This window comes from Sphingomonas sp. ABOLG, from assembly GCF_003950435.1.
Classification (GTDB): Bacteria; Pseudomonadota; Alphaproteobacteria; order Sphingomonadales; family Sphingomonadaceae; genus Sphingomonas; species Sphingomonas panaciterrae.
Window position 1 is genome coordinate 1 of record NZ_QQWW01000020.1, and the last position, 22769, is coordinate 22769.

The 22769-nt window shown below is 63.8% G+C and carries 12 protein-coding genes and 2 pseudogenes; 5 read left to right on the forward strand and 9 right to left on the reverse strand.

Annotation, left to right across the window (positions count from 1 at the left end; all coding sequences use genetic code 11):
- Positions 1-641: integrase core domain-containing protein (locus CA236_RS16860; protein WP_241212730.1), on the forward strand; the 641-nt coding region annotated here is incomplete at its 5' end.
- Between the two features lie 230 nt (positions 642-871).
- Here CA236_RS16860 and CA236_RS16865 read toward each other — a convergent pair.
- From CA236_RS16865 to CA236_RS16875, 3 genes are all read right to left on the reverse strand, one after another.
- Entirely contained in the window at positions 872-2608 is a 1737-nt protein-coding gene (locus CA236_RS16865) for a hypothetical protein (protein ID WP_125946498.1), read from the reverse strand.
- A 301-nt stretch (positions 2609-2909) separates the two neighbouring features.
- A complete protein-coding gene (locus CA236_RS16870) occupies positions 2910-3329 on the reverse strand; it encodes a GNAT family N-acetyltransferase (protein WP_125946499.1) in 420 nt (139 codons plus the stop codon).
- 132 nt (positions 3330-3461) lie between these two features.
- Entirely contained in the window at positions 3462-4004 is a 543-nt protein-coding gene (locus CA236_RS16875; RefSeq protein WP_125946500.1) for a BLUF domain-containing protein, read from the reverse strand.
- 2361 nt (positions 4005-6365) lie between these two features.
- Here CA236_RS16875 and CA236_RS16880 point away from each other — a divergent pair.
- The 3 genes from CA236_RS16880 (at position 6366) to istB (ending at position 11147) form a co-directional block, all read left to right on the forward strand.
- Entirely contained in the window at positions 6366-8486 is a 2121-nt protein-coding gene (locus CA236_RS16880) for a TonB-dependent receptor (RefSeq protein WP_231621909.1), read from the forward strand.
- Between the two features lie 334 nt (positions 8487-8820).
- A complete protein-coding gene (istA, locus tag CA236_RS16885) occupies positions 8821-10320 on the forward strand; it encodes an IS21 family transposase (RefSeq protein WP_093068369.1) in 1500 nt (499 codons plus the stop codon).
- The gene (gene istB / locus CA236_RS16890; protein ID WP_125946501.1) at positions 10317-11147 is read left to right on the forward strand and encodes an IS21-like element helper ATPase IstB; all 831 of its coding nucleotides are present in this window, start codon (positions 10317-10319) and stop codon (positions 11145-11147) included. The genes istA and istB overlap by 4 nt, the downstream gene beginning before the upstream one ends.
- Positions 11148-11269: 122 nt before the next feature.
- Here the strand turns inward: istB and CA236_RS16895 are convergent.
- The 4 genes and pseudogenes from CA236_RS16895 to CA236_RS16910 all read right to left on the reverse strand — a co-directional run.
- Positions 11270-11524: pseudogene (locus tag CA236_RS16895) on the reverse strand (tryptophan 7-halogenase); the annotation flags it as partial.
- Positions 11524-13611 carry a glycoside hydrolase family 97 protein gene (locus CA236_RS16900; RefSeq protein ID WP_125946502.1) on the reverse strand — a complete coding sequence of 696 codons (2088 nt, stop codon included), beginning with the start codon at positions 13609-13611 and terminating at the stop codon, positions 11524-11526. The gene CA236_RS16900 and the pseudogene CA236_RS16895, both read right to left, overlap by 1 nt.
- A 5-nt stretch (positions 13612-13616) precedes the next feature.
- On the reverse strand, positions 13617-15233 hold the full coding sequence (locus CA236_RS16905; protein WP_125946503.1) for an alpha-glucosidase: 1617 nt from the start codon (positions 15231-15233) through the stop codon (positions 13617-13619).
- On the reverse strand, positions 15230-17056 hold the full coding sequence (locus CA236_RS16910) for an alpha-amylase family glycosyl hydrolase (protein ID WP_241212731.1): 1827 nt from the start codon (positions 17054-17056) through the stop codon (positions 15230-15232). Before CA236_RS16910 ends, CA236_RS16905 begins: the two co-directional genes overlap by 4 nt.
- Positions 17057-17206: 150 nt before the next feature.
- On the opposite strand from CA236_RS16910, the gene CA236_RS16915 reads away from it, so the two are divergent.
- Positions 17207-18256, forward strand: coding sequence for a LacI family DNA-binding transcriptional regulator (locus CA236_RS16915; RefSeq protein WP_125946504.1), 1050 nt, complete (start codon positions 17207-17209; stop codon positions 18254-18256).
- Here CA236_RS16915 and CA236_RS16920 read toward each other — a convergent pair.
- A pseudogene (locus tag CA236_RS16920) lies at positions 18253-19754 on the reverse strand (tryptophan halogenase family protein). The gene CA236_RS16915 and the pseudogene CA236_RS16920 sit on opposite strands and share 4 nt — an antisense overlap.
- A gap of 117 nt (positions 19755-19871) precedes the next feature.
- Entirely contained in the window at positions 19872-22733 is a 2862-nt protein-coding gene (locus CA236_RS16925; protein ID WP_125946523.1) for a TonB-dependent receptor, read from the reverse strand.
- Positions 22734-22769: the final 36 nt, after the last annotated feature.

Here is a 22769-nt window from a genome sequence, read left to right on the forward strand (position 1 = left end):
GGCCTTGGCAGGCGATTTTTTCAAGGAGTGTTGGGGCTTCATCTTCGTTCCTTCGTCACTACGACGAAGCCCCAACACTCCTTAATTCACAACCTCAAATCTGTGCCATTGGCGCTGACGGGGAACACCTGTCGACCGTGCTCGACGACTTCTCACGCTACATCATCGCCTGGAAGCTGTGCACCAACATGCGCGCCGAGGACGTGACCGACACGCTGGACATGGCACTGGCCGCATCGGGCTGCGACAGCGCCACGGTGCTGCACAAGCCAAGGCTGCTGTCGGACAATGGCCCCAGCTACATCGCCGGCGAACTGGCGGAATACATCGAGGCCCAGAAGATGAGCCATGTGCGCGGTGCCCCGCTACACCCGCAGACCCAGGGCAAGATCGAGCGCTGGCATCAGACCCTGAAAAACCGCATCCTGCTGGAAAACTACTTCCTGCCCGGCGACCTCGAGGCCCGGATCGAGGCCTTCGTCGAGCACTACAACCACCAGCGTTACCACGAGAGCCTCAGCAACGTGACGCCCGCCGATGCCTACTTCGGTAGGGCACCCGCCATCATCAAACAACGCGAAAGGATCAAACGACAGACCATCGAATATCGACGCTTGCAACACCGCAAGCTCGCCGCATAACATCAACCCCGAGACGAGGCCCGCACTCCGCTAATTTACGCCGCGAGTTGTGCCGAATGTTCTGACGACGGACATGCCGCTCCTGCAGTCGCGCAACCACGCGATCACGCGTTTCCGGCCGTTGTGCCATCGTAGTGCGGATGAATGTTTCCGTCGGTTCGTCGCGGAACATCAGGCCGTGCGGAGTACGCTCAAGCAGGGGCGTTAAATCGGCTGCGAAGCTCTCGACCTCAGCGTCGGGAAGCCCATGGGCGGCAGCGAGTTCCCCCAGAGGAACGGGGGGGCGGCAGCACCGCAAGGCCCGAAAGCAATAGGTCGATCTCGTCCGGCTTTGCGCCTTTTGCGAGCGCCGCGTCGCGCGCCTTGCCGATCCGGTCTGAGAGCAAGGCATCGAGCACTTGGTCATTGGTCGCCTCCTCGCCGCCCGGGCGAGGGCCATCGTACGGTCGCCCGGCATTTAGTAACGCGTCCAGAACGCGGGGGTTGTTTCCGGAACGTCCTTGCAACGCAGCGATCTCGGCTGTGCCGGCAGCCGGGTCTCGCGCCAGAATGAGCCGCTGCGCTTCTTCGTCGCTAAAAGGCGGCACTGGAATAGGAAAATGCGCCGCGTTCCGGACGGCCAACGCCAACCGTTCGGTTCGACAAGATGCGATAACCACGACGCCCTCGATTGGGGTGATGGCAAGGCTCTCCAAAAGCAGGTGTGCGAACGATGGGGTTCCGTCCTCCTTTGCCTGCATCGCGGCGTGATCGATTGCGTCGAGAACCAGGACGACGCGCGCGGTCTCCGACGTCTGGTTGATTGTGCTGACCGCCTGCTCGAGCCGGCGGCGAAATGCTGCCATCAATGTCGTATGATCGTAGAGCGGCAGCAGAATGTCGCAGACGCCCTCACCGGCGAGAAGGTTGGCGAGATGGACGAGCGTGCGCTCCGGACGATGCCTTCCGTCCGAGATGTCCCGCCATTTACCGGCGCCGAAGCCGTCGAATACTACGACCTCATCCTGCAGTCGCATCTGCTCGGCGACCGCCTGCATAAGGACGGTCTTTCCCATTCCCCCGGCAGCATGGACAATGACGGGAAGCGTTTGAGAGCGGGTCGCGAGTTCGATGTCCTTCGCGACGGGTCGTTGAATGACGTTGCCAACCGGAGGAAATGCATCGGGCGTCGGATAAAGTTGGCTCTCGTGGTCGATCTCAAGCTCAGCAAGCACCGAAACCCGGTCGATCAGGTTATTGCCTTGCCCGTCAAAGCCAGCTTTGCTTCGAACCAAACTGCGTAGTTGCAAAAGCTTCTTACGAGAATCCGGATCGCTGGCATCGCTCCAAGAAGCGAGCAGATGGCGAGCGCTGTGCTCCGCTTCTTTGAGACTGCCGAGATTCCCCGACAGGGTAAGCCGCTTAAGAACTGAGGGAAGATCGGCCTCCTTCTCGCGATTGGCATCCTTCAGTTGACCGACCTGAGTCACGACGTCGCCGGTCCCATCGTCTCCCGCTATGACCGCCGCGATTGCCGCTAGCAGATTTTCATGAATGGGCCGGTTGGTGGCAAACTCGTACCGCACGACCGCTTCTACGGTCGCGTCATCATGTTTGACGCGGAAATCGAGGTCTGCTTGCAAAAATTTCTTGAGCGTCTTCCTCAATTCTGCGGCCCTGATCGCAACGTCCTTCTTGCGGATCGAATACTTAAACTGAGTCACCGCGACCTGATCAGCGCGGGTAACGTCGGTTGATCCGTAGTATCGGACCATGTCGGCTATTTCTGCCGCTTCGTCGCTGATGCCTTCTGCATCCTCGACCGAAAAATCTTCAAGCGCGATCGCTGTCAACGTCGTCGCTGGAGGGAGCAACTCCAAAGCCGACCGAGCCGCCCAAGCTTCGTGGAAAGCGTGTCCATCTCTAGAGGCACGAACGGTATCGATCGCGCTCTGGCCGTATTCACCTTGTTGATCTTCTTTGCTCATCGTGTGAACAGACTAGTAACATTCGTACACTTTGGAAGGGTCGTTTGGCGCCTCACCGGGCGTGGAGTTCTAGATGAACGTACAGTTGGCGCATGGCCGCTATCCGACGATCCGAGCTGAAAGCGGACTGGCGGCTAGCGGCCCAGTTTCGGCCAAGGGCCTCGCTTAAATCCGCGATCGCGCTCGAAACCCTTGTGAGTGGATCCTGATCGACCGGGCGTGCGGCGTAAGCAAAACTTCCGCCTTTACGCAGATCGCAGCGGAGGTACCCTCCGCCGCTGAGACCTGAACGAGATCCGCCCTACAATCGTTTGCTGAGGAAGAACCGCTTTTGGCCCGCAGGATGATCGTCGATCGCGCCGAAAACCTCGTAGCCCAGCTTTTCGTAGAAGCCACGTGCTTGGAACTCGAAGGTATCTAACCAAACCCCGATACAGTCGTTGGCCCGCGCAATGGCCTCGGCTTGCTCCATTAGCGCCGTTCCATGGTTGTGGCCGCGATGCTCCTCGGGAATGGCGATCAGCTCCACAAACAGCCAATTATAGGCGCACTGCCCCCATAGCCCGCCCACGTGGGCTCCGTCTTCGTCCGTCAGCAGGACGGCCACTGGCTTAATGCGCGGATCACCGGCCCGGCTCACATTGTGGGCGTGTAGCAGCGCCAAGACGAGGTCCTGGTGCGCTTCGGAGGGTTCGTCAGGAACGGTTACGCGCAGCGGCATGGCTCACCATACCCCGATGGACACTGCGCACAACGAGCCCGTCTTCTGTCCCGCCTGAGCCCCCTCCGGATCGACGTGGAGGTTGCCTCCGCCATGGCGACGGCCTTCTCAAACTGCGTGCTGGTCGAATTGCTAAGCCGAGCCCATCAGCTGTGCAAACGCCTCCCGGACGTTTGCCGGGGCTCCTGCCAGCAGGACCGCCACCCTTTCTTGATGTGCTTCTCCGCGATCTGCCGACAGGTGGGCCATCGACCAATCGCCAAAGGCGCGTTCCTCCACGAGTTGATCAACGATAATTTGAATATTGCGATGGCGCTTGTCCGCGATGATACGCCTCAACGTCGACGCGACGCTATCCGGCGGGCCTTCGAGAAGCTGAGTGAACCGATCACCGTCACTCCACAGTAGGCCAGTAATGCCATCGATCCCGTTGTATCTTCGAGACTTAACTAAGATAGCATCTAGATCGGCGCGAGCTACTCGAGCGCGAGCTTCGCTCTGGTATGTCACTTGCCGAAGATGAGTATCTCCGTCGAGCTCGATCGCGTCGGCGCGACGTTCCAGTTCGTTGGCGAACGAGCGCATACTGCATGCCGACTTGTCACCCGCGAACTCATCGGCGGCGCGACGAGCTTTTTGAGCTTTGGAACGAAGCTGGCGAACATAATCCTTCATTCCTTCTTAACTCAGATCGTCCTGATTGGTGGCACGGCAGGCACGGACCGTTGATTTCTTTCTGGGCCGAGCCAAGCCGTCTGGCTCGGGAGAGTGAGATTGATGGAGGAGTTTGCCTCGGGCACTGCAGCCCTTCAGCGCCCGAAACTTTACGGGTGCGGCACTCGCTGTTCCGGTGATTATACCCGTACCGCACCCTCTCGCACCCGCTTGGTAGCAGCATATACCAATGCACGTTTTGCGTAATCGCGAGCAGGGGGCTGTACGATCAAGATTGGGCGGCAAGCGGTCGATCGAAACCGATTACGCTTACCTGCACTTCCCTTCCGCTTTGAGTTTCGCGCGATAGCGACGCCCGTGCTCAGCCCTCCATGCATCGGCGCGCTGCCGGCCGTTCGACCGGAGCAATTTATCATATTGGGCTTCCATTGCTCGACGTTCCGCACCCGGGCCGGAGTCCGCCAGGCATCGACTTGAGACCGAATTGGAGCGCACATTTCTGCTAGCGATGTCGCCGGAAATTTTGTTGGCCATCACGCCTGTCGCGGTTTGCCCCATAGGCGTGGTATCAACGGGAGCATACTGGGCGCTTGCCGGTGCGATATAAAACATCATTGAGCCAGTGATCAGGCGGCCTAGTCCTCGCAACATAACGTTCTCCAACAAGCGCCTCTCAATCTGATCACAAGTGCTGAACGGAACCAGTACAACTCGCCAAGAGGCGACGTAACTGTGTCGAGTTGAGCCGGTCGATTGCTTTCGTGCCACCTTCGGAGCGGGGGCGGGCCCGCAGCAGGCGCGCTGCACATTCTCATACGTCGCTGGTCCGCTTTGTGTCTTAACGGCAAACCGCACGTCGAATCTCAGGCGCGCGGTGGACCGTTAAAGAACAGCGGATTGGCAGGAAACTGATGCTGTTACGTTAGGCCACAATGATTGAAATAGTCGCTCGCAGCAGCTTTCAAATAAGCTTGATAGAGCGGCTCCCTCCATGGTCCTCGTGATGCATTGACGGCAACCACAGCGTTCTCGAAATTAAGGCGCTTGGTTCTACAAGAGGTACTCTCTGCCGATGCTATACTAGTAATAGAGAATTATGACAGCGCAATTAAACCTAACGAAAGCGGTCTAACAAATTTCGTTGTGCCTTCTCCTAAAGAATATCTTTTCGTTCTCATGTTCTAAAAGCTAATTCAAGCACTTCGCAACTCGATCCGGATTGATATCGTCTCCTCCGTCCGGGATCCGGAACGTCTTACCGCAAATGACGGTGGCGGCTTCTTCCACTTTGCGCTGGCTATTGTCCCGCATATGGCGTTGGACTTCAGCGGACCACTCCGCGTCGTTGGACAGCCCGTGAGATTGTCCAGGCCTCGTTCGGACCGCATTGCGTCCTCAGCCACCTGGATGCCTGCCTCTCATTCGTCTTGGCTCGAGTTGCGTAGGCGCTTTCCAAAGCAGCGCGCTTGGCCTTGCTCAGCGGTTTTCCATTGCAAAGCCCAAAAGGGGCAGAGGAGCGCCGGGTTTTGGAGTTGGCGCGCTTATACCTGTCCGTGTCCAGTTGAAGCGGATTGGCATAGCCGCCTGGAGAAGCGGTTGCGACGGACGGCACCGAGACCTCCTGCGAGTGCCCGGGAACAGCGAATGCTAGAACAATCGGGAAAACCGTTAATCGCATCACAACCCTCCTTTAGCGATCGAACGCTCGAGATGCTTGCAAACGAGCACGTGCATTCCAAGAGCTAATCGATCGACTTGCCACGATGTCGGCACGGCGGAGATTGTCCCCGCCATCATATAGGGAAAGGGGCAGAATAGCTGGGAGCCCGGCACGCTGATGCGGATAGATACCCGCGCGATACCCTCAGCTCGGCCGCTGGCAGGCCGCATAAATGTCGGCGTTGGATGATTACCCGCGGGCCCCTGAATGGCTGAGATTGGGTGGAAAGCGGGATGTCCGCTTACGGGAACGTCGATGCCGATCGCCGACAAAGCGCGGCACCGCCTTTCCCAAAAGCGATCGAGTTACGGGAAAGGCGATCAGCGCGCAGGCGATCGATCGCGACAGCCGGGCGACGCGGGCGAGTCCGAGCCGGCGAACGTACCGTGCCTAAAGACTACTGCCTGCTCTCGGCTCTCCTTATGAACCTTGACTATATGTTATAGCATATCATACGCGAAGCTTCCGGGGTCAGCTGGGGAAGAATCTTGAGCACGAAGAGGAAACGACGAGCCGCAGCGTTTTTAGCTGCGACCGCTTGGACGTTGGGCGTTCCGCGAATTGCGTGGAGCCAAGAGGTGTCCGAGCATAAAGAGACGGAACGTGACGAGCGCGGAGGTGCCCGTACAAGCGATATCATCGTGACCGGCCGTTCGCTGGACAAGGAAAGCACAGCATTGCCGGTTCAGGTTCTCGCCGGCGAGGACCTTGCGCATCGTCGGCAAGGTGGCCTCGGGGAGACGCTCGCCGGCCTGCCTGGCGTGCATCTCGACAATTTTGGCGGTGGCGCTTCGCGCCCGGTGATCCGTGGACAGACGCTGCCCCGCATCGAGGTGCTGACCGACGGAGCCAATTTGTTCGACGCCTCTTCGATCTCGCCCGATCACGCCATCACTACCGATCCGCTGCTGCTCGACGCGATAGAGATTCAGCGCGGGCCAGCGGCGATCCGCTATGGCGGCAACGCGACCAATGGCGCGATCAACCTGATCGACGGCAAGGTGCCCAAAGCGGTGCCGCTAGGCGGACTGAGCGGCGCGACCGAGGTGCGCTACGGCACCGGCGACGAGGAGAAGACGGTCGTCGGGCGTGTCACCGCCGGCATCGGCCAGTTCGCGGTACATGCCGAGGCTGTGCGCCGCAGCGCCGAGGACTATGACGTGCCGGACGCCTACGGCTCTGACAAGCTGCGCGACTCCTTTGCGGAGAGTACCAGCTACAGCGTCGGTGCGTCGTGGATCACATCGAGGGGCTATCTCGGTGCCGCCTTCACGCGCATGAGCAGTGAATATGGCCTACCCGGCCACAGCCACATCAATGGCGTCTGCCACACCCACGGTCTCGACCTGCATTGCGAAGCGCATGGCGGGTTCGAAGACCCGTTCGGCGGGTCGGACGACCATACTGCCTATATCAAGTTGCGCAGTGATCGCGTCGATGTCCGCGGGGACTATGACGACCTGCTTCCGGGCTTCGCCTACGCGCGGCTGCGTCTTTCCTACACCGACTATGCGCATGACGAGATCGATGGCGAGCTTCTGTTCTCACGCTTCACCAACAAGGTTTACGACGGCCGCTTCGAGCTGACGCACAAGCCGGTTCTCGGCTTCACGGGCACGCTGGGTGTACAATATACAGACGGCAAGTTCGGCGGCATCAATGTGAATGATCTGCACCGGCCGTTCCCCGACGGTGCCTATGGCTTTGATGGCAGTCCGGACTACTCCACCGAGAATGTAGGCATCTTCCTGAGCGAGCGCCGCTCGTTCGGCGCGATCGATGTCGAAGCCGCCGTGCGCAAGGACTGGCGGAAGATGGACGTTGGGGTGCCAACCTGGCGGTCCACTGTCGGTCCGGAACTCGCGGCGCTGTTCGTCGAATGGTACGGAGCCGATTGGCAAGCTGTGCTCGAAGGCGAGGACGTCGAGCGCTTCCGCACCAGGAACCCGACGGTCCGGCACGATCCGCTCTCGGCATCGCTCGGTGCTACTTGGAACGTCGGGCAGGGGTATTCGCTGGCCCTTTCTTACGGGCATACCGAACGGGCGCCGAGCGTTCGTGAGCTGTATGCGCGCGGCAACAACCTGGCGACCAACAGCTACGAACTTGGGCTGGTGGCCGAGGTTGAGGGTTTCGAGAACAGGGGCGTGTCGGCAGAGGACATCCTGGAGTCCACCGATGCGATCAACCTGACGTTCCGCAAGACGGATGGCGCGCTAGGGTTCGAGATCGGCATGTTCTACCAGGATGTCAGCGACTACGTCTTTGCGCGGCTGATCGAGACCGAAAACGGGACCGGCGTTCCTCACAATTTCCTGGTCTACACCGCTGCGAACGCGCGCTTCGCTGGCATCGACGGGCAATTGAGCTATCAAGTCACGCCCGCATCGCGCGTGACGGTGTTCGGCGACTATGTCGACGCGAAGCTGAAAAGCGAAAACGACAACCTTCCCCGCATCCCACCGGGGCGCCTTGGCGCACGCTATGAGCATAGCGCCGGTCCGCTGTCGGGAGACGTGGAATATTACCATACCTTCGAGCAGGACAAGGTGGCTTCATATGAGATGCGCACGCCCGGTTACGACATGCTCAATGCCACGGTGAGCTACCGGTTTGACCTTGGACAGGCGAGGGCGGTGGAACTCTACGTACGCGGCACCAACTTGCTCAACGAGTTGGCGTTCGCGCATACTTCGTTCGTCAAGGACCAGTCACCACTGCGGGGCCGCAACTTTGTCATCGGCATGCGCCACGCTTTCTGATGGTCACGGACGCGGTAGGCGAACCTGCCGCGTCCTCCCATAAGCGAACCGATTGTGGGAACGCCGCATGCCGACCCGCTGACAACCGTCGATTGGTTCAGTTTTCCTGGGAGCTGGTCGCGATTGCTCGTTCCTAGAGTTTTCAATCGGTGACCGAGAAACCGGCAATCTCGCGCTGAACGAACGGCCGTCTTCGGCAGCTCATCTTGTTTCCTCGAAAGCTCATCTGTGCAGGGCGGTGACAAACCAGGCCAATGGAGCGCCGGCAAATTGCTGAGCGCGGCGGAGTAAAAACCAGCCATTGGTAAGGTTGCTCTTTTTGGAGCGGCCGGGGATGTTTGCCGTGGAGAGCTATGCAGCGGTACGCCGCTTTGTGTTTGTTGAAGGGAACAGCCAGCGGGAGGCAGCGAAGGTTTTCGGCCTGAGCCGAGAGACGATCGCGAAGATGTGCCGTTTCTCGCTGCCGCCTGGCTACACGCGCTCCAAGCCTGTCGCCAAGCCGAAGCTAGGATTGTTGCTGCCGGTGATCGACCGGATACTGGCTGAGGATTACGTCGCGCCGGTCAAGCAGCGGCATACGGCCAAGCGGATTTTTGAGCGGTTGCGCGATGAACATGGCTACGGCGGTGGCTATACGGTGGTGAAGGATTACGTGCGGCAGAGCCGTGTGCGCAGCCGCGAGACCTTCGTGCCGCTGGCGCATCCGCCAGGGCACGCTCAGGTGGACTTTGGCGAAGCGGTGGGCGTGATCGGTGGAGTGCGGCAGAAGGTGCATTTCTTCTGCATGGACCTTCCGCAGTCGGATGCCTGTTTTGTGAAGGCCTATCCTGCCGAGACGACGGAAGCCTTTCTGGACGGACATGTTTGCGCGTTCGCCTTCTTTGGCGGGGTGCCGCTCTCGATCCTGTACGACAATACCAAGATCGCGGTCGCCAAAATCTGCGGGGATGGCAAGCGTGAGCGGACCCAGGCCTTCACGGGGCTGGTCAGCCACCACCTGTTTGCCGATCGCTTTGGCCGCCCAGGCAAGGGCAACGACAAGGGGAAGGTCGAAGGGCTGGTGAAGTATGCGCGCTCGCACTTCATGGTGCCGATCCCGCGCGCGGCGACCTATGACGACTTCAACGCAGAGCTGGAACGGCGGTGCCGGGCCCGGCAGGAAGAGCGAGCCGGGCGCCACACCGAGACGATCGGGGAGCGCCTGGCGGCAGATCTGGCGGCTTTGCGCCCGCTGCCCGCCGGCACGTTCGAACCATGCGAGACCAAGGGGGCACGCGTCTCCTCGACCGCGCTCGTGCGCTACCGCACCAACGATTACTCGGTGCCGACCTGCTATGGCTTCCAGGACGTTGTAGTGAAGGGCTTCGTCGACCGGGTTGTCATCCTGTGCGGGGGCGAGGAGATTGCCCGTCATCCGCGCTGTTATGGCGAGGCCATGTTTGTGGCAAACCCGCTGCATTATCTAGCGCTGATCGAGACCAAACCAGGCGCGCTCGATCAGGCCGCCGCGCTTCAGGACTGGACCCTGCCGGAGGACTTCCAGCACCTGCGGCATCTCCTTGAGGTGCGGATGGGCAACAAGGGGAAGCGCGAGTTCATTCAGGTCCTGCGCCTGCTTGAGGCAATGCCGATGGAGGTGGTGACCTTCGCGGTGAAAGAGGCCATCCACATCGGGGCTATCGGCTTCGATGCGGTCAAGCAGATCGCACTGGCGCGGATCGAGCGTAGACCCGCCCGGCTCGACCTGGAAGCGTATCCGCACCTGCCCAGGATGGAGGTCAAGACCACACGCGCTGCCGACTATGCCAGCCTGCTGCCGGGGATCGCTGCATGAGCCGGGCGGGGGATGACAAGATGCCCATCGGCACGACGGCGGGCACGCCGCAGGTGCTGCTGGCGCATCATCTCAAGCAGCTCAAATTGCCCACCGTGCTGCGCGAGTATGAGAAGCTGGCCCGGGAATGTGCGCGCGATGGCGTGGATCATACCCGCTATCTTCTGCGCCTTATCGAGCTGGAACTCATCGACCGGGAGCGGCGCACGGTGGAGCGCCGTATCCGCGCCGCCCGGTTCCCGGCGGTCAAGAGCCTGGACACCTTCGACTTCACGGCCATCCCCAGCCTCAACAAGATGCTCGTGCTCGAACTGGCGCGTTGCGAGTATATCCTGCGGCGGGAAAACATCATCGCGCTGGGCAACAGCGGGACAGGCAAAACCCATGTAGCGCTCGCCCTGGGCTTGGCCGCCTGCCAGAAGGGCTTCAGCGTCCTGTTCACCACCGCTGCCGCCCTGGTGAACCAGTTGATGGAGGCCCGCGATGAAAAGCGGCTCCTGAGGATGCAGCGCGAACTTGCCGCCGTAAAACTGCTGATTGTCGATGAACTGGGCTATGTCCCGCTCTCGCCGACGGGGGCCGAACTGCTGTTCGAAACCTTCTCCCAGCGCTACGAGCGCGGCTCCACGATCGTGACCTCAAATCTACCCTTCGAGGACTGGACCCAGGTCCTGGGCTCTGAGCGGCTGACTGGCGCGCTCCTTGATCGCCTTACCCACCACGTCAGCATCCTGGCCATGAATGGCGACAGCTACCGGCTCAAGCAGTCTGCCCGCCGCCGCCGCACCGCCGGGGCGGACCAAAACCAGGCCACCACGCCCGACTGAAATGCCGAAAACGGCCAATATGCAAAGGGCCCCGATCGGGGCCCTTTGCATATCATCCGCGCCACATTCACTGGCCTGCTTTTACTCCGCCATGCTGGCCTAAAATCCGACCGCCGTTGACAGAAGCGGATGCCGGTCTTGTAGGTCGCGTCCGCCGCGGGCATCCACGCGTCCTCGGCGATGCCCAGTCGCACGAACAATGCGCGGAGTTGCGGGGTCGATCCCTCGCCGACCCCGACGATGCCGATCTCCGGCGCCTCGACCACGGTCACGCGCGCCTGCGGCCAGGCTTTTGCGAACAGGCACGCCGCCATCCACCCCGCGGTGCCGCCGCCGAGCACGACGATACGCGGGGACAGAGGCGGCGCGCCGTTCATCAGCGACGGATACGTCCGCCCGGCGCCACGAAGCGGATCGCCTGCCCGCCGCCGGGCGCCAGCTTGATCGTCAGCGTGTCGCCGCCGCGCACCTTGATCGTTTCGATCTTGATCGAGTGGCGCGCCTCGGTCTTGTAGTCGGCATCGTCGCCGTCGCGGTACACCTGCGCGGTGTAGGTCTTGCCGCGGTCGAGGAAATCGGTCGCGACGGTCAGCGTGCGGGCCGTCTCGTCGGTGATGCTGCCGAGATACCAGTCGTTCGACGCGCGATCCTTGCGCGCGACCGTGACGTAATCGCCGACCTCGCCGTTCAGCACGCGCGTGTCGGACCAGTCGACCGGCACGTCGCGGATGAACTGGAACGCGTCCATGTGCTTGGCGTAATTCTCCGGCGTGTCCGCCGCCATCGCGACCGGCGAGTAGATCACGACATAGAGCGCGAGCTGCTTCGCCTCGGTTGATTCAAGCGGGCTGCCGTTCGACCCCGTCAGGCTCAGCACGCCGGGCGTGAAGTCCATCGGACCGCCCAGCCACTGGGTGAAGAACATGTTCGCCTCGTGCTCGGGCGGGTTCTTGCCCGGCCAGGCGTTATATTCCATCCCGCGGCCACCCTCGCGGCTGAGCCAGTTCGGATAGGTGCGGCGCAGCCCCGTGTCCTTGACCGGCTCGTGGCTGTCGATCCCGATGCGGTACTTGGCGGCGGTTTCCACCACGCGGCTGTAGTGGTTCACCATCCACTGCCCTTCGTGCCACTCGCGGTGCTTGGAGCCGTCGGCGTCGACGCGCTCGATCTCGCCTGCGTCGGTAACGTAGCCGGTCTTGATCGCGGGAATGCCGTGGTCCTGCGCGTATTTGAACGCGCGGTCGAGCTGCGCGTCATAGTGGCTGACCGAGCCGCCGGTCTCGTTGTGGCCGATGATGTAGACGTCCTTCGACTTGGCGTAGCGCGCCAGTTCGGCGGCGTCGAAGTCGGGGGTCGGCTGATCGAACTGCATCCCCGTGCCGTCACCGAACCAGTCGCCGTTCCAGCCGACGTTCCACCCCTCGACCAGCACGCCGGGGATCTTGTTGGCCGCGGCGAAGTCGATGTAGCTTTTCACGTTGGCGGTGGTGGCGCCATGCTTGCGTCCTGTCGCCCAGGTCCAGTCGCCCTTGATCATGTTCCACCACACGCCGACGAACTTGCCCGGCTTGATCCAGCTGACGTCGCCCAGCTTGTTCGGCTCGTTCAGGTTGAGCTCGATATGGCTCATGTAGAGGCCCGGCGCATCATCGGCGATGATGATCGTGCGCCACGGGGTCGCGAACGGCGCGTCGCGGCTGACCTTGGGCGCGCCAGAGCCGGGCGTCAGCACCGCGCGTAGCGTGGTGGTGCCGGCGACCTGCGCGAGGTTCATTGCCGAATAATCGACCAGCGCGGCCTCGTGGATCGCGACGTGCGTGCCGCTCGACAGCTTGGCGGTGAAAACGGTCTGCGCGGTGCCGACCGCGCTGATCGGAGTCTTGTTGTAGAGATATTCCTCGCGGTTCCACTCGAACGCGGGCTTCCACCACGCGGTGCCGTCCTCGGCGAGCGCGAACTGTGTCAGCTCCTCCGCGATGTTTGCGTGGTGCAGGTTGGGCTGGTTGGGGAAGGAGTAACGGAAACCGACGCCATCGTCGAAGATGCGGAAGGTGACCACCATTTCGCGGTTGAGGTTCTTGGTCTCGCGCAGGCGGACGACCAGCTCGTTGTGGTTGTCGCGGATCGTCTTCCACTCGCCGAACGGCTGCGTCCACGACGTGTCGCTCTTGGACTGCGAGGTCGAGGCGAGCGCGAGATTGCGGTCGATCTTGCGCGCGTCGGTGAACAGGAAGCCCAGTGCGCTGGGCGCGATCACCGGCTTGCCTCGGCGCGCCACCGCGTAGGTCGCGCGCCCGTCGCCGTCGATCGCGACCGACACGGTGATCGTACCATCGGGCGAGGCGCCGCGCGCGACGACATTGTCGCCGGGCGAGGGCACGCCCGCGCGCGTGTCCTGCGCGAACGCGATCGTGGGCGTGAGCGCGGAGGTGGCGGCGGCGAGCGCCAGCAGCATGGTCTTCATCGAATTCAGTCCTTTCGCGCGATCAGCGCGCCATAGGGGACAAGATCGGCACCGGTGACGCCGATCGAGAGCAGGGGAGTGAGGTCGGCGGCATCCGCCCAGACCTGCGGCTCGGCCGACAGGTTGAAGGCGCAGACGACGCGGTCGTTGCGATGATTGCGCGCGAACACGAGCAGCGCGTCGTCGGCGTAGAGCACCTCGAAGTCGCCGAGCCTGAGCGCGGCCTCGTCGCGGCGCAGCGCCAGCACGCGTCGCGTCCAGTGGAGCAGCGAATCCGCGTCTGCTTCCTGCACGTCGACCGCGAGGCTCGCGTGATCGTCGCCCTGCGGCAGCCACGGCTGGGCGGTCGAGAAGCCGAGCTGAGCGGCATCGCGCTTCCACGGCATCGGCGTGCGCGCGCCGTCGCGGCTCAGCGTCAGCGGCCAGTTCGCGATCGCCTCCGGGTCTTGCAGCAGCTCGAACGGCACGTCGACCTGCGTCAGCCCGAGCTCCTCGCCGTAGTAGAGGATCGGATTGCCGCGTAAGCAGCCGAGCAGCAGCATCTTCATTCGCGCGAAGGCGCCCCGAACCTCAGGAGCGTGTTCCGGCGCGCACCAGCGCGAGATCGCGCGCGGCGCGTCGTGGTTCTCGAACGCCCAGCTCGGCCAGCCGACACCCGGCTCATCGGGCCATTTCGTCACCGCCTCGACGACCGCTGCCGAGGTCAGCGCGGGCGCGTAGAGGAAGTCGAAGCCGTAGGAGCTGTTCAAGCGCCGGTCGTCGGCGGTGAACAGCTTGCGCTCGCGGTCGCTGTCGGGGCCGCCGACCTCGGCCACGGTGAAGCGGTCGCCGTACTCGTCGAACACCGTGCGGATGCGCTCGATGAAAGCGGGAATGTCGGCGTGGCTCTGGTTGTAGCGGTGCTCCTGGAAATCGAACGGACGCGTGCGGGGCTTGCCGTCGTCCGCAGCTGGCGGATTATCCGGAAAGGCGGGATCGTACATCAGGAAATTGAGCGCATCGAGGCGGAAGCCGTCGGCGCCGCGATCAAGCCAGAAGCGCGCGACGTCGAGCAGTGCCGCCTGCACGTGCGCGTTGTGGCCGTTGATCTGCGGCTGTTCCTTCAGGAAATTGTGCAGGTAATATTGCCCGCGCCGCGCGTCCCACGTCCACGCCGGGCCACCGAACACCGACTGCCAGTTGGTCGGCGGGCTGCCGTCGGGCTTGGCATCGCGCCACACGTACCAGTCGGCGTGCGCGCTCGTCCGGCTGCTGCGGCTGTCCTTGAACCACGGATGCTGATCGGAAGTGTGCGCCCACACCTGATCGAGCAGCACCTTCAGCCCTAGCGCGTGCGCGCGCGCGACCAGCGCGTCGAAATCGGCGAGCGTGCCGAACACGGGGTCGACGTCGCAGTAATCCGACACGTCATAGCCGAAATCGGCCATCGGCGAGGTGAAGAAGGGCGAGATCCATACCGCGTCGACGCCGAGTGCGGCGACGTAATCGAGGTGCGCGGTGATGCCCGCCAGGTCCCCCACGCCGTCGCCATTCGCGTCGGCGAAGCTGCGCGGGTAGATCTGGTAGATGACCGCGCCCTTCCACCAGGCGCCATCCGTCTTGTTCGTCATTGTATCGGTCATTGTGTCGCCCCCAGCGCGCACACGGCGTAACCGAACGCGGGCAGCGTGACACGCAGCGATCCGGGTGCCGCGACCTGCGCAGCGCACCCGCTACCCGCCAGCACGCGCGCAGTGTCGGCGTCGGGCTCGACCTCGATCAGCCGCTCGATCGGCGTTGCACTGGTGTTGAAGGCGAGCAGCACCTCGGCGTTGGTCGTCGGATCGAAGCGCGAGATCGCGAGCAGTCCGGGCTTCTCCTCACGCGCGCGCAACACCTGCCGTCCGCGCGTCAGCGCCGGCGTCGCGACGCGCAGCCGCGCGAGCTGCGCCGTCTGCTTGAACAGCGGATTGTCCTGCCCGAAATGCGCCGTCGCGGTGGTGGTCGTCGTGCCGAGGAGCCGGTTGTCATTGTAGCTCGCCACGCGGCTGGCAAACATGTCCTCGCGCGCGTCCTGGTCGTTGCCGTCGCCGGTGAACCCCTGTTCGTCGCCCGAATAGACCGTCGGCACACCCCGCAGCGACAACAGCATGGCATTGCCCAGCATCACGCGAGCCATCACCTCGTCGTCGCTCGCCTGCGGGAACGCCTGGCGAACGTAATAGGCGAAACGGCCGTTGTCGTGGTTGCTGACGAAGGTCGGCAACTGCTGCGCAGCATCAGCGCCGCCTTCGTATAGCGGATCGCCCTTGAACAGCACCTCGAACGCGTCGGTGCCACGCTTCCCCGCGACCGTCTCGATCACCGCCTGGCGGAATGCGAAGTCGAGCACCGCCGGCAGCTTGTCGACGCGGGTATGCTCGGCGAGCGCGCCGGCGTCGACCGAGCCGTGCGACACTTCGCCGAAGATGTGGAAGTTCGGGATGCCCTTCGCTTTCGCGCGCGCCTGCATGGCGGGAACGAACGCCTGCCAGAACTCGGGATTGACGTGGCGCGCGGTGTCGATGCGGTAACCGTCGATGCCGAAACGGTCGATCCAGCCGCCGAAGATGTCGATCATGCCCGAGACCACGCGCGGGTTCTCGGTCATCAGATCATCGAGCCCGACGAAGTCGCCCAATGTCGAACTCTCGTTCTCGAACGTGGTGTTGCCGCGATTGTGGTAGAGGCGGATGTCGTTCAGCCAGTCGGGCGACTTGGCGTGCTCCTCCCCCTTCGCCAGATACGGCGTGTAGGCGTAGGTCGGGTCGGTGAGCTTCGCGAAGTTCGCCGCGGCCTGCACGTCGTCGCCCGCGAAGCCGGCGTTGATCGCCGGACCGTTCACGCCGCCGCGGCGCTGATAGGGATAGTCTGCGCGGCTGCGGTAAACGCACCTACCGCACTCGCGATACTGGATCACGTCGGCGGTGTGGTTGACGATGATGTCCATGTACACCTTGATCCCGCGCGCGTGCGCGGCATCGACCAGTGCCTTGAACTCGGCGTCCGTCCCCAGATGCGGGTCGACGTGGTTGAAGTCGGTGATCCAGTAACCGTGATAACCCGCGCTCTCCTGCCCCGGCGCGCCCTGGACGGGCTTGTTCTTGAAGATCGGCCCGACCCAGATCGCGGTCGCGCCGAGCGACTGGATATACGGCAACCGCCGCATCAACCCTTTCAGGTCGCCGCCGTGATAGAAGCCTTTCGACGTCGGATCATAGCCGGTGCGCAGGCGGTCGCCGGTCAACCCGCCGCGATCGTTACTGGGGTCGGCATTGTCGAACCGGTCGGGCAGCGCGAAGTAGATCACCTCGTCCTGCGGCAGCCGCGCGCGCAGCGCCTCGAGCGTCGCTTGCGTCGGTGCAACTTGCGCCAGCGCGGGAGTGCCAGCCGCGAGCGTCGTCGCCGCGAGCACCGCCCGTATCATCCTGCCCCGCATCATCTTGTCCCCTCCCGACTCGGGCGGCGGTTTGCGGTGCGCGCGGAGGAATGCCAAGCGCGTAGCATACGTATTCACACGCGGGCCGGCCGCGCCTACACTGCCGGCAACGAATTGAGAGGATTGATCTTCGCCGTCATGGCGCGCCCCGCTTCCCCCTCCGGCTCCCGCCCTTCTTCCGCCGACCGCCCGACGTCGTTCGACATCGCCGAACTCGCGGGCGTGTCGCAGCCGACCGTGTCGCGCGCCTTGCGCGGCGACAAGACGGTCAGCGAGCGGACACGGATGCGGATCGAGGCGATCGCGCAGCAGCTGAACTACAAGGTCGATCGCGCCGCCTCGTCGCTTCGCCGCGGCGAGGTGAAGACGCTGGCGCTGCTGTTCTTCGAGGACCCGCTGCCCGACGGATCGAACATCAACCCGTTCTTTCTCGCGATGCTCGGTTCGATTCTCAAGACGTGCAGCCAGCGCGGCTACGACCTGCTGACCTCGTTCCAGCGCTGGTCGGCGGACTGGCACGTCGATTACGAGGACACGCGCCGCGCCGACGGACTGATCCTGCTCGGCTACGGCGATTGGGAGGATTACCGCGCCCGGGTCGAGCAACTGGTCACGCAGGGTACGCGCTTCGTGCGCTGGGGTGCGCCGAGCGGGGTTGGCACCACGATCGGCTGCGACAATGTCGCGGGCGGGCGTGCCGCGGGCGAGCATCTGATCGCGCGCGGGTGCCGGAACATCGCCTACATCGGGGAGGCGAGCGAGCGTTATCCCGAGTTCCGCGACCGCTACGCCGGTCTTGCCGAGGCATTGCGCGCGGCCGGCCTGCCGGTCGATCCCGGCCTCCACGTCGATGCGCTGTCTGTCGAGCAGAAGGGTTACGAGGCGGTGCAGCGGTTGCTCGCGCGCGGGATCGCGTTCGACGCGGTGTTCTGCGCGTCCGACCTCCTCGCGCTCGGTGCCCTGCGCGCGCTGAGCGAGGCCGGGCGGTCGGTACCCGGCGACGTGGCGCTGATCGGGTTCGACGACATCCCCGCCGCCAGCCACACGCACCCGCCGCTTACCACGGTCGCGCAGGATTACGGCCGCGGCGGCGCCGAACTGGTCGACACGCTGATCCGTCAGATCACGGGCGAGCCGACCGACGACCTGCTGCTTCCTTCGCGGCTGGTGGTACGCGCCTCAGCCTAGACCGGCGTTCGTGCTGCACAATGCTGCGCGACAAAGGCGTCGTGCCGCGGCATCTGCGCTGCCTCACGCGCGATCAGCTGCCGCATTAGATCGAGGTACTCGTCATTGTCGGCGCGCGTCTCCGCGTCGGCGATCGGGTGGTAGCCACGCGAGATCACGCCTTGTCCGATCAGTACCTGGATCCACGCGACCTCGGTGAACAGTTCCTCGTGCTCGCGCGTGACGTGCGCCTGCTCGCACCATACCTCGATCTTTTGGCGCAGCGTGTCGGGCAGGTCGGCGGCGCGGCGTTCCTGCCAGAACGGTTCATCGCGCGCGTTCGCGTGATAATGCAGGATCAGGAAATCGCGGATGCGCTCATATTCAAAATTGGCCTGGGCATTATATTCGTTGCGTTGCGCCTGTGCCGACGCACGCCCCGGCAGCATCTTGAGCAGCCGCGCGATCGCCGTCTGTACGAGATGGAGGCTGGTTGACTCGAGTGGTTCCATGAAGCCCGAGGCGAGCCCGACCGCGACGACGTTGCCGCGCCACATCTCCTGCCGCTTGCCGGTCGTGAACCTGATTGGGCGCAGATCACCTTCCGCCGCGCCATCGAGATTGGCGAGCAGGTGCGCCGCCGCTTCATCGTCGGACAGGTGGGCGGAGGAGTAGACAATGCCGTTGCCGGTGCGGTGCTGCAGCGGGATGCGCCACTGCCACCCGGCGCGATGCGCGGTCGCGCGCGTGTACGGCGTCAACGTGGCCGCGCGTGCGGACGGCACCGCCAGTGCGCGGTCGCACGGCAGCCAGCGCGTCCAATCGTCGTAACCGACCCCCATTGCCTCGCTGATCAGCAGTGCCGCGAAGCCGGTGCAGTCGATGAACAGGTCGCCGGTCACGCGCGCGCCGTGCTCCAGAACCAGTGCGGAAAGATCGCCCGTCTCGCCGTCGCGCTCGACTGACATGATCCGCTCTTCGACCCGCTCGACTCCGCGCGTTTCGGCGAAGCGGCGCAGCAGGCGGGCGTAGAGCGCCGCGTCGAAGTGGAAGGCGTAGGGCATCGCCGGCAGAATCTGCGCGGTGCGCGCCGGACCGCGCTGCATCCGATCGCCGCGGGCAGCGACCTCGTTGAGCGAGAAGTTGCCGAGCGGGGCGACCGTCCCCTCCGCGCGCGCGCGCAGCCAGCGATGGTGAAAGCCGAGCAGCCCGGACTCGCGCCCGACATCGCCGAAGGCGTGCATGTATCGCTCGCCCGGGCGCGTCCAGCCGGCGAACTCGATCCCGAGTTTGAACGTCCCGCCTGTCGCACGCAAAAGGCGTCCTCGTCCAATCCCAGCGCCTGGTTGAACAGCTGAATCTGCGGGATCGTCGCTTCGCCGACGCCGATCGTGCCGATCGTCTCCGACTCAACCAGGCGGATGCGATAAGCGTGGCCAGGGAGAAAGTGCGACAACGCTGCCGCGACCATCCACCCCGCGCTGCCGCCACCGGCGATGACGATGTCGGTCTGGGTCATGGCGCCTCCTACCGCGCGCACGCGCGGGCTTCAAAGAAAAGGCCGCCAGCGTCGGGGTGACGCGGGCGGCCAGTGATCCGATCGGGGAGGATCAGAACGTTACCCGAGCCGGTCGGCTCAGAACTTGTAGGTCAGCCCGATGTAGTAATCGCGGCCGTAGCGCTGGTAATCGATGACCTGATCGCGCTCACCGGTGTTGTAGGTGATGAACGGCCGATCGGTCAGGTTCTTGCCCTGCGCCATGATCGAGAAGCCGCGCAGCGGCCCATCCTGGAACTCGTAACCGATCTGCGCATCGAGGATCGCCTCGGCGCGCGCGGTGCGGAACGTCGGGTTGGCCGACAGACCCGCGACCTCGGCGAGGAAGGACGAGCGGTAGCGATAGTTGGCGCGCGCCTGAAACCCCCATTTCTCGAAGAAGATCGTGCCGCTGCCGGTCCACTTGGACAGGCCGGGCAGGGTGATCGGATCGGGATTGTTGGCGTATCGGATCGTCGATTGAGTGTAGTTGCCGGTTACGAATGCGCCGAAGCCGTCGAGTGCGCTGGTCACCATGCGGAACGGCAGCGACAAGGTCGCCTCCGCGCCGAGAATGTCGCCGCGCCCCGAGTTGTCCGGACGGCTGATGGTGCCGATCTGCTGACCATTGGCGATCGCCTGCGCCTGCTGCGCCGGGGTGAGGGCCGAGAGCAGGGGCGAGAAGTCGAACGGGATCGTGGTCGCCGGGTTGACGAAGTCGTCGAGCTTCTTGAAGTAACCCGACAGCGCGACGTAGCCGCCGCCGCTACCGAAATACTTTTCCAGCGACACGTCGACGTTGGTCGACTGATAGGGACGCAGCGAAGTGTTGCCGCCGTTGGAGCTGAACACCGGGTTCACCGCGACCGGCTGCACGCCGATGTTGCCCGGACTAATGCTCACGTCCTGCGTCACGCGCTCCTGGTCCAGGCGCGGGCGCACCATCGTGCGCGACGCGCCCAGCTTCACGTAGCCCCCGTCGATGAGTTCGACCGAGAAGGTGGCGGACGGCAGCACGCGCCAGAACTTCGCGCCCTCGTTCGCGGGGGCGATCGTCACCACGCCGCCGGTCAGACCAGCGATCTGGCCGTCCGAACTCTGGTCGGTGTAGATCGCCTGCACGCCCAGCGCGCCCTTCAGCGCCTTGCCGCTCACCTCGCCATCGACCGTCAGCTTGGCGTAGCCGGTGTAGACGTTCTCGGTCACCGTATTGTCGCGCACCAGCGAGCCCGGACGTCCGTCGAACGCGGCGTTCAGCGAATTGTTGTACAGGTACAACGGATCGAGCGTCAGCATCGCCGGGATACCGAGGTAGGTGAGCGGGATGTTGCTGTTTAGCTGCGCCTCGGCGGGCACGTTGGCGCTGGTCGGCGTGCCGCTCGCCAGCGTGCAGTTGGTGCCCGCACCGCGCGGGCACAGGAAGAACGAGGTGTACTCGCTGGTCTTCTTGCGGCGGCTGTAATTCGCGCCGACTTCCCAGCCCTTCACCACGCTGCCCTCGAACTCGCCGTTCAGGCTGGCGCGCAGCGACTTCAGATCATCCTTGAACTTGGGCTGGTTGAGGAAGCCCGACTGCACGACCTGCTGCGTGCCGTTGTTGCCCCAGCCCTGCGGATCGGTCAGCTTGAAGATGCTGGTGTTGGTGTAATCGAGCGTCGGCGCGAACGAGAAGGTGCCGTCGCCGTTCTGCGTGACGCGCACGGTGTCGGCCAGCCCGCTCTTGGCGAAGCCGGTGCCGGTGTTGGTTTCCAGCAGGAAGTCAGTGCGCGTCGCACGGCTCCAGCTCGCGTCGACGTTGAAGTGCGTCGTCTCACCCAGCGTGAAGTCGTTGTTCCAACCGAGCGACAGGTTCTCCGCGTCGCGCCGGTTGTAATCGTTGCGCTGCACGGCGAACACGTTGGAGAAGGTACCCGCGGTGAGAAAACCGTTCTCGACCGTCGTGTTGCTCAGCACGGTGCCGGTGGGGTTATCGGCGGTGCGCGCCTGCCCGTCGAGCGGGAACTCGATCCCGCGCAGGATCTGCGTTTCCTTGAACTTCGAGTAGAGCGCGTCGAAGGTCGAGTGGAAGTTGTCGCTCGGCTGCCACTCCAACGTCGCGACCGCACCGTAGCGCTTGAGCTCGTTCGACTGGACATACGGCTTGGCGCCGCTCAGCCGGTACGGGTCGGCGGCAGTGCCGGTCCCGTTATAGCCCCACGCGTTATAACGCTCGTTCTGTGACGGCGTCTGCGTCGCGGACACGCCGACCGCGATGCCCAGCGTGTCGTCGGCGAACTTGTCGACGTAGGTCGCCGAGGCACGATAGCCGTAGCGCGAGCTGTCGGGGTTGAGATTGTCGATCCCGTTCATCTGCCCGCGCGCGTTGATCGCGAACACGCGCTGCGACTGGTCGAGCGGGCGCAGCATGCGCAGGTCGACGGTGCCCGAGATGCCGGCGGCGATCAGCGACGCGTCGGCCGACTTGTAGACGTTGACGTTGCGGAAGAACTCGGACGGATACTGGTCGTACTCGACGCCGCGGTTGTCGCCGACGGTCACCTGCTCGCGGCCGTTCAAGAGCGTGGTCGAGAAATCGGGGCCGAGGCCGCGGATCGACAGCCGCTGGTCGCGGCCCTCGAGCCGCTGCGCGGTCACGCCGGGGATGCGCGCGAGCGAGTCGGCGATCGACACGTCGGGCAGCTTGCCGACGTCCTCCGCGGAGACCGAGTCGACGATCAGCGTCGAGCGGCGCTTGATATCGGCCGATTTGGCGAGGCCGGCGCGGATGCCGGTGACGACGATGTCGGTACCCTCACCCACGCCCGTGTCGGTGGTCGTCGGATCGGGGTTGGCGTTGGCGTCGGGCGTCGGATCGGCGGGCGGCGTTGCTTGCGTCGCGGTGACCGCGCCCGTCGGGTTGGCGGTCGGTGCGTTGGGGTTTGGCGTCTCCTGCGCGGCAGCAGCGCCGCTGGCGAGCAGCATGACGCCGGCGATGGCGAGCATGCTGCTACGCAGGCT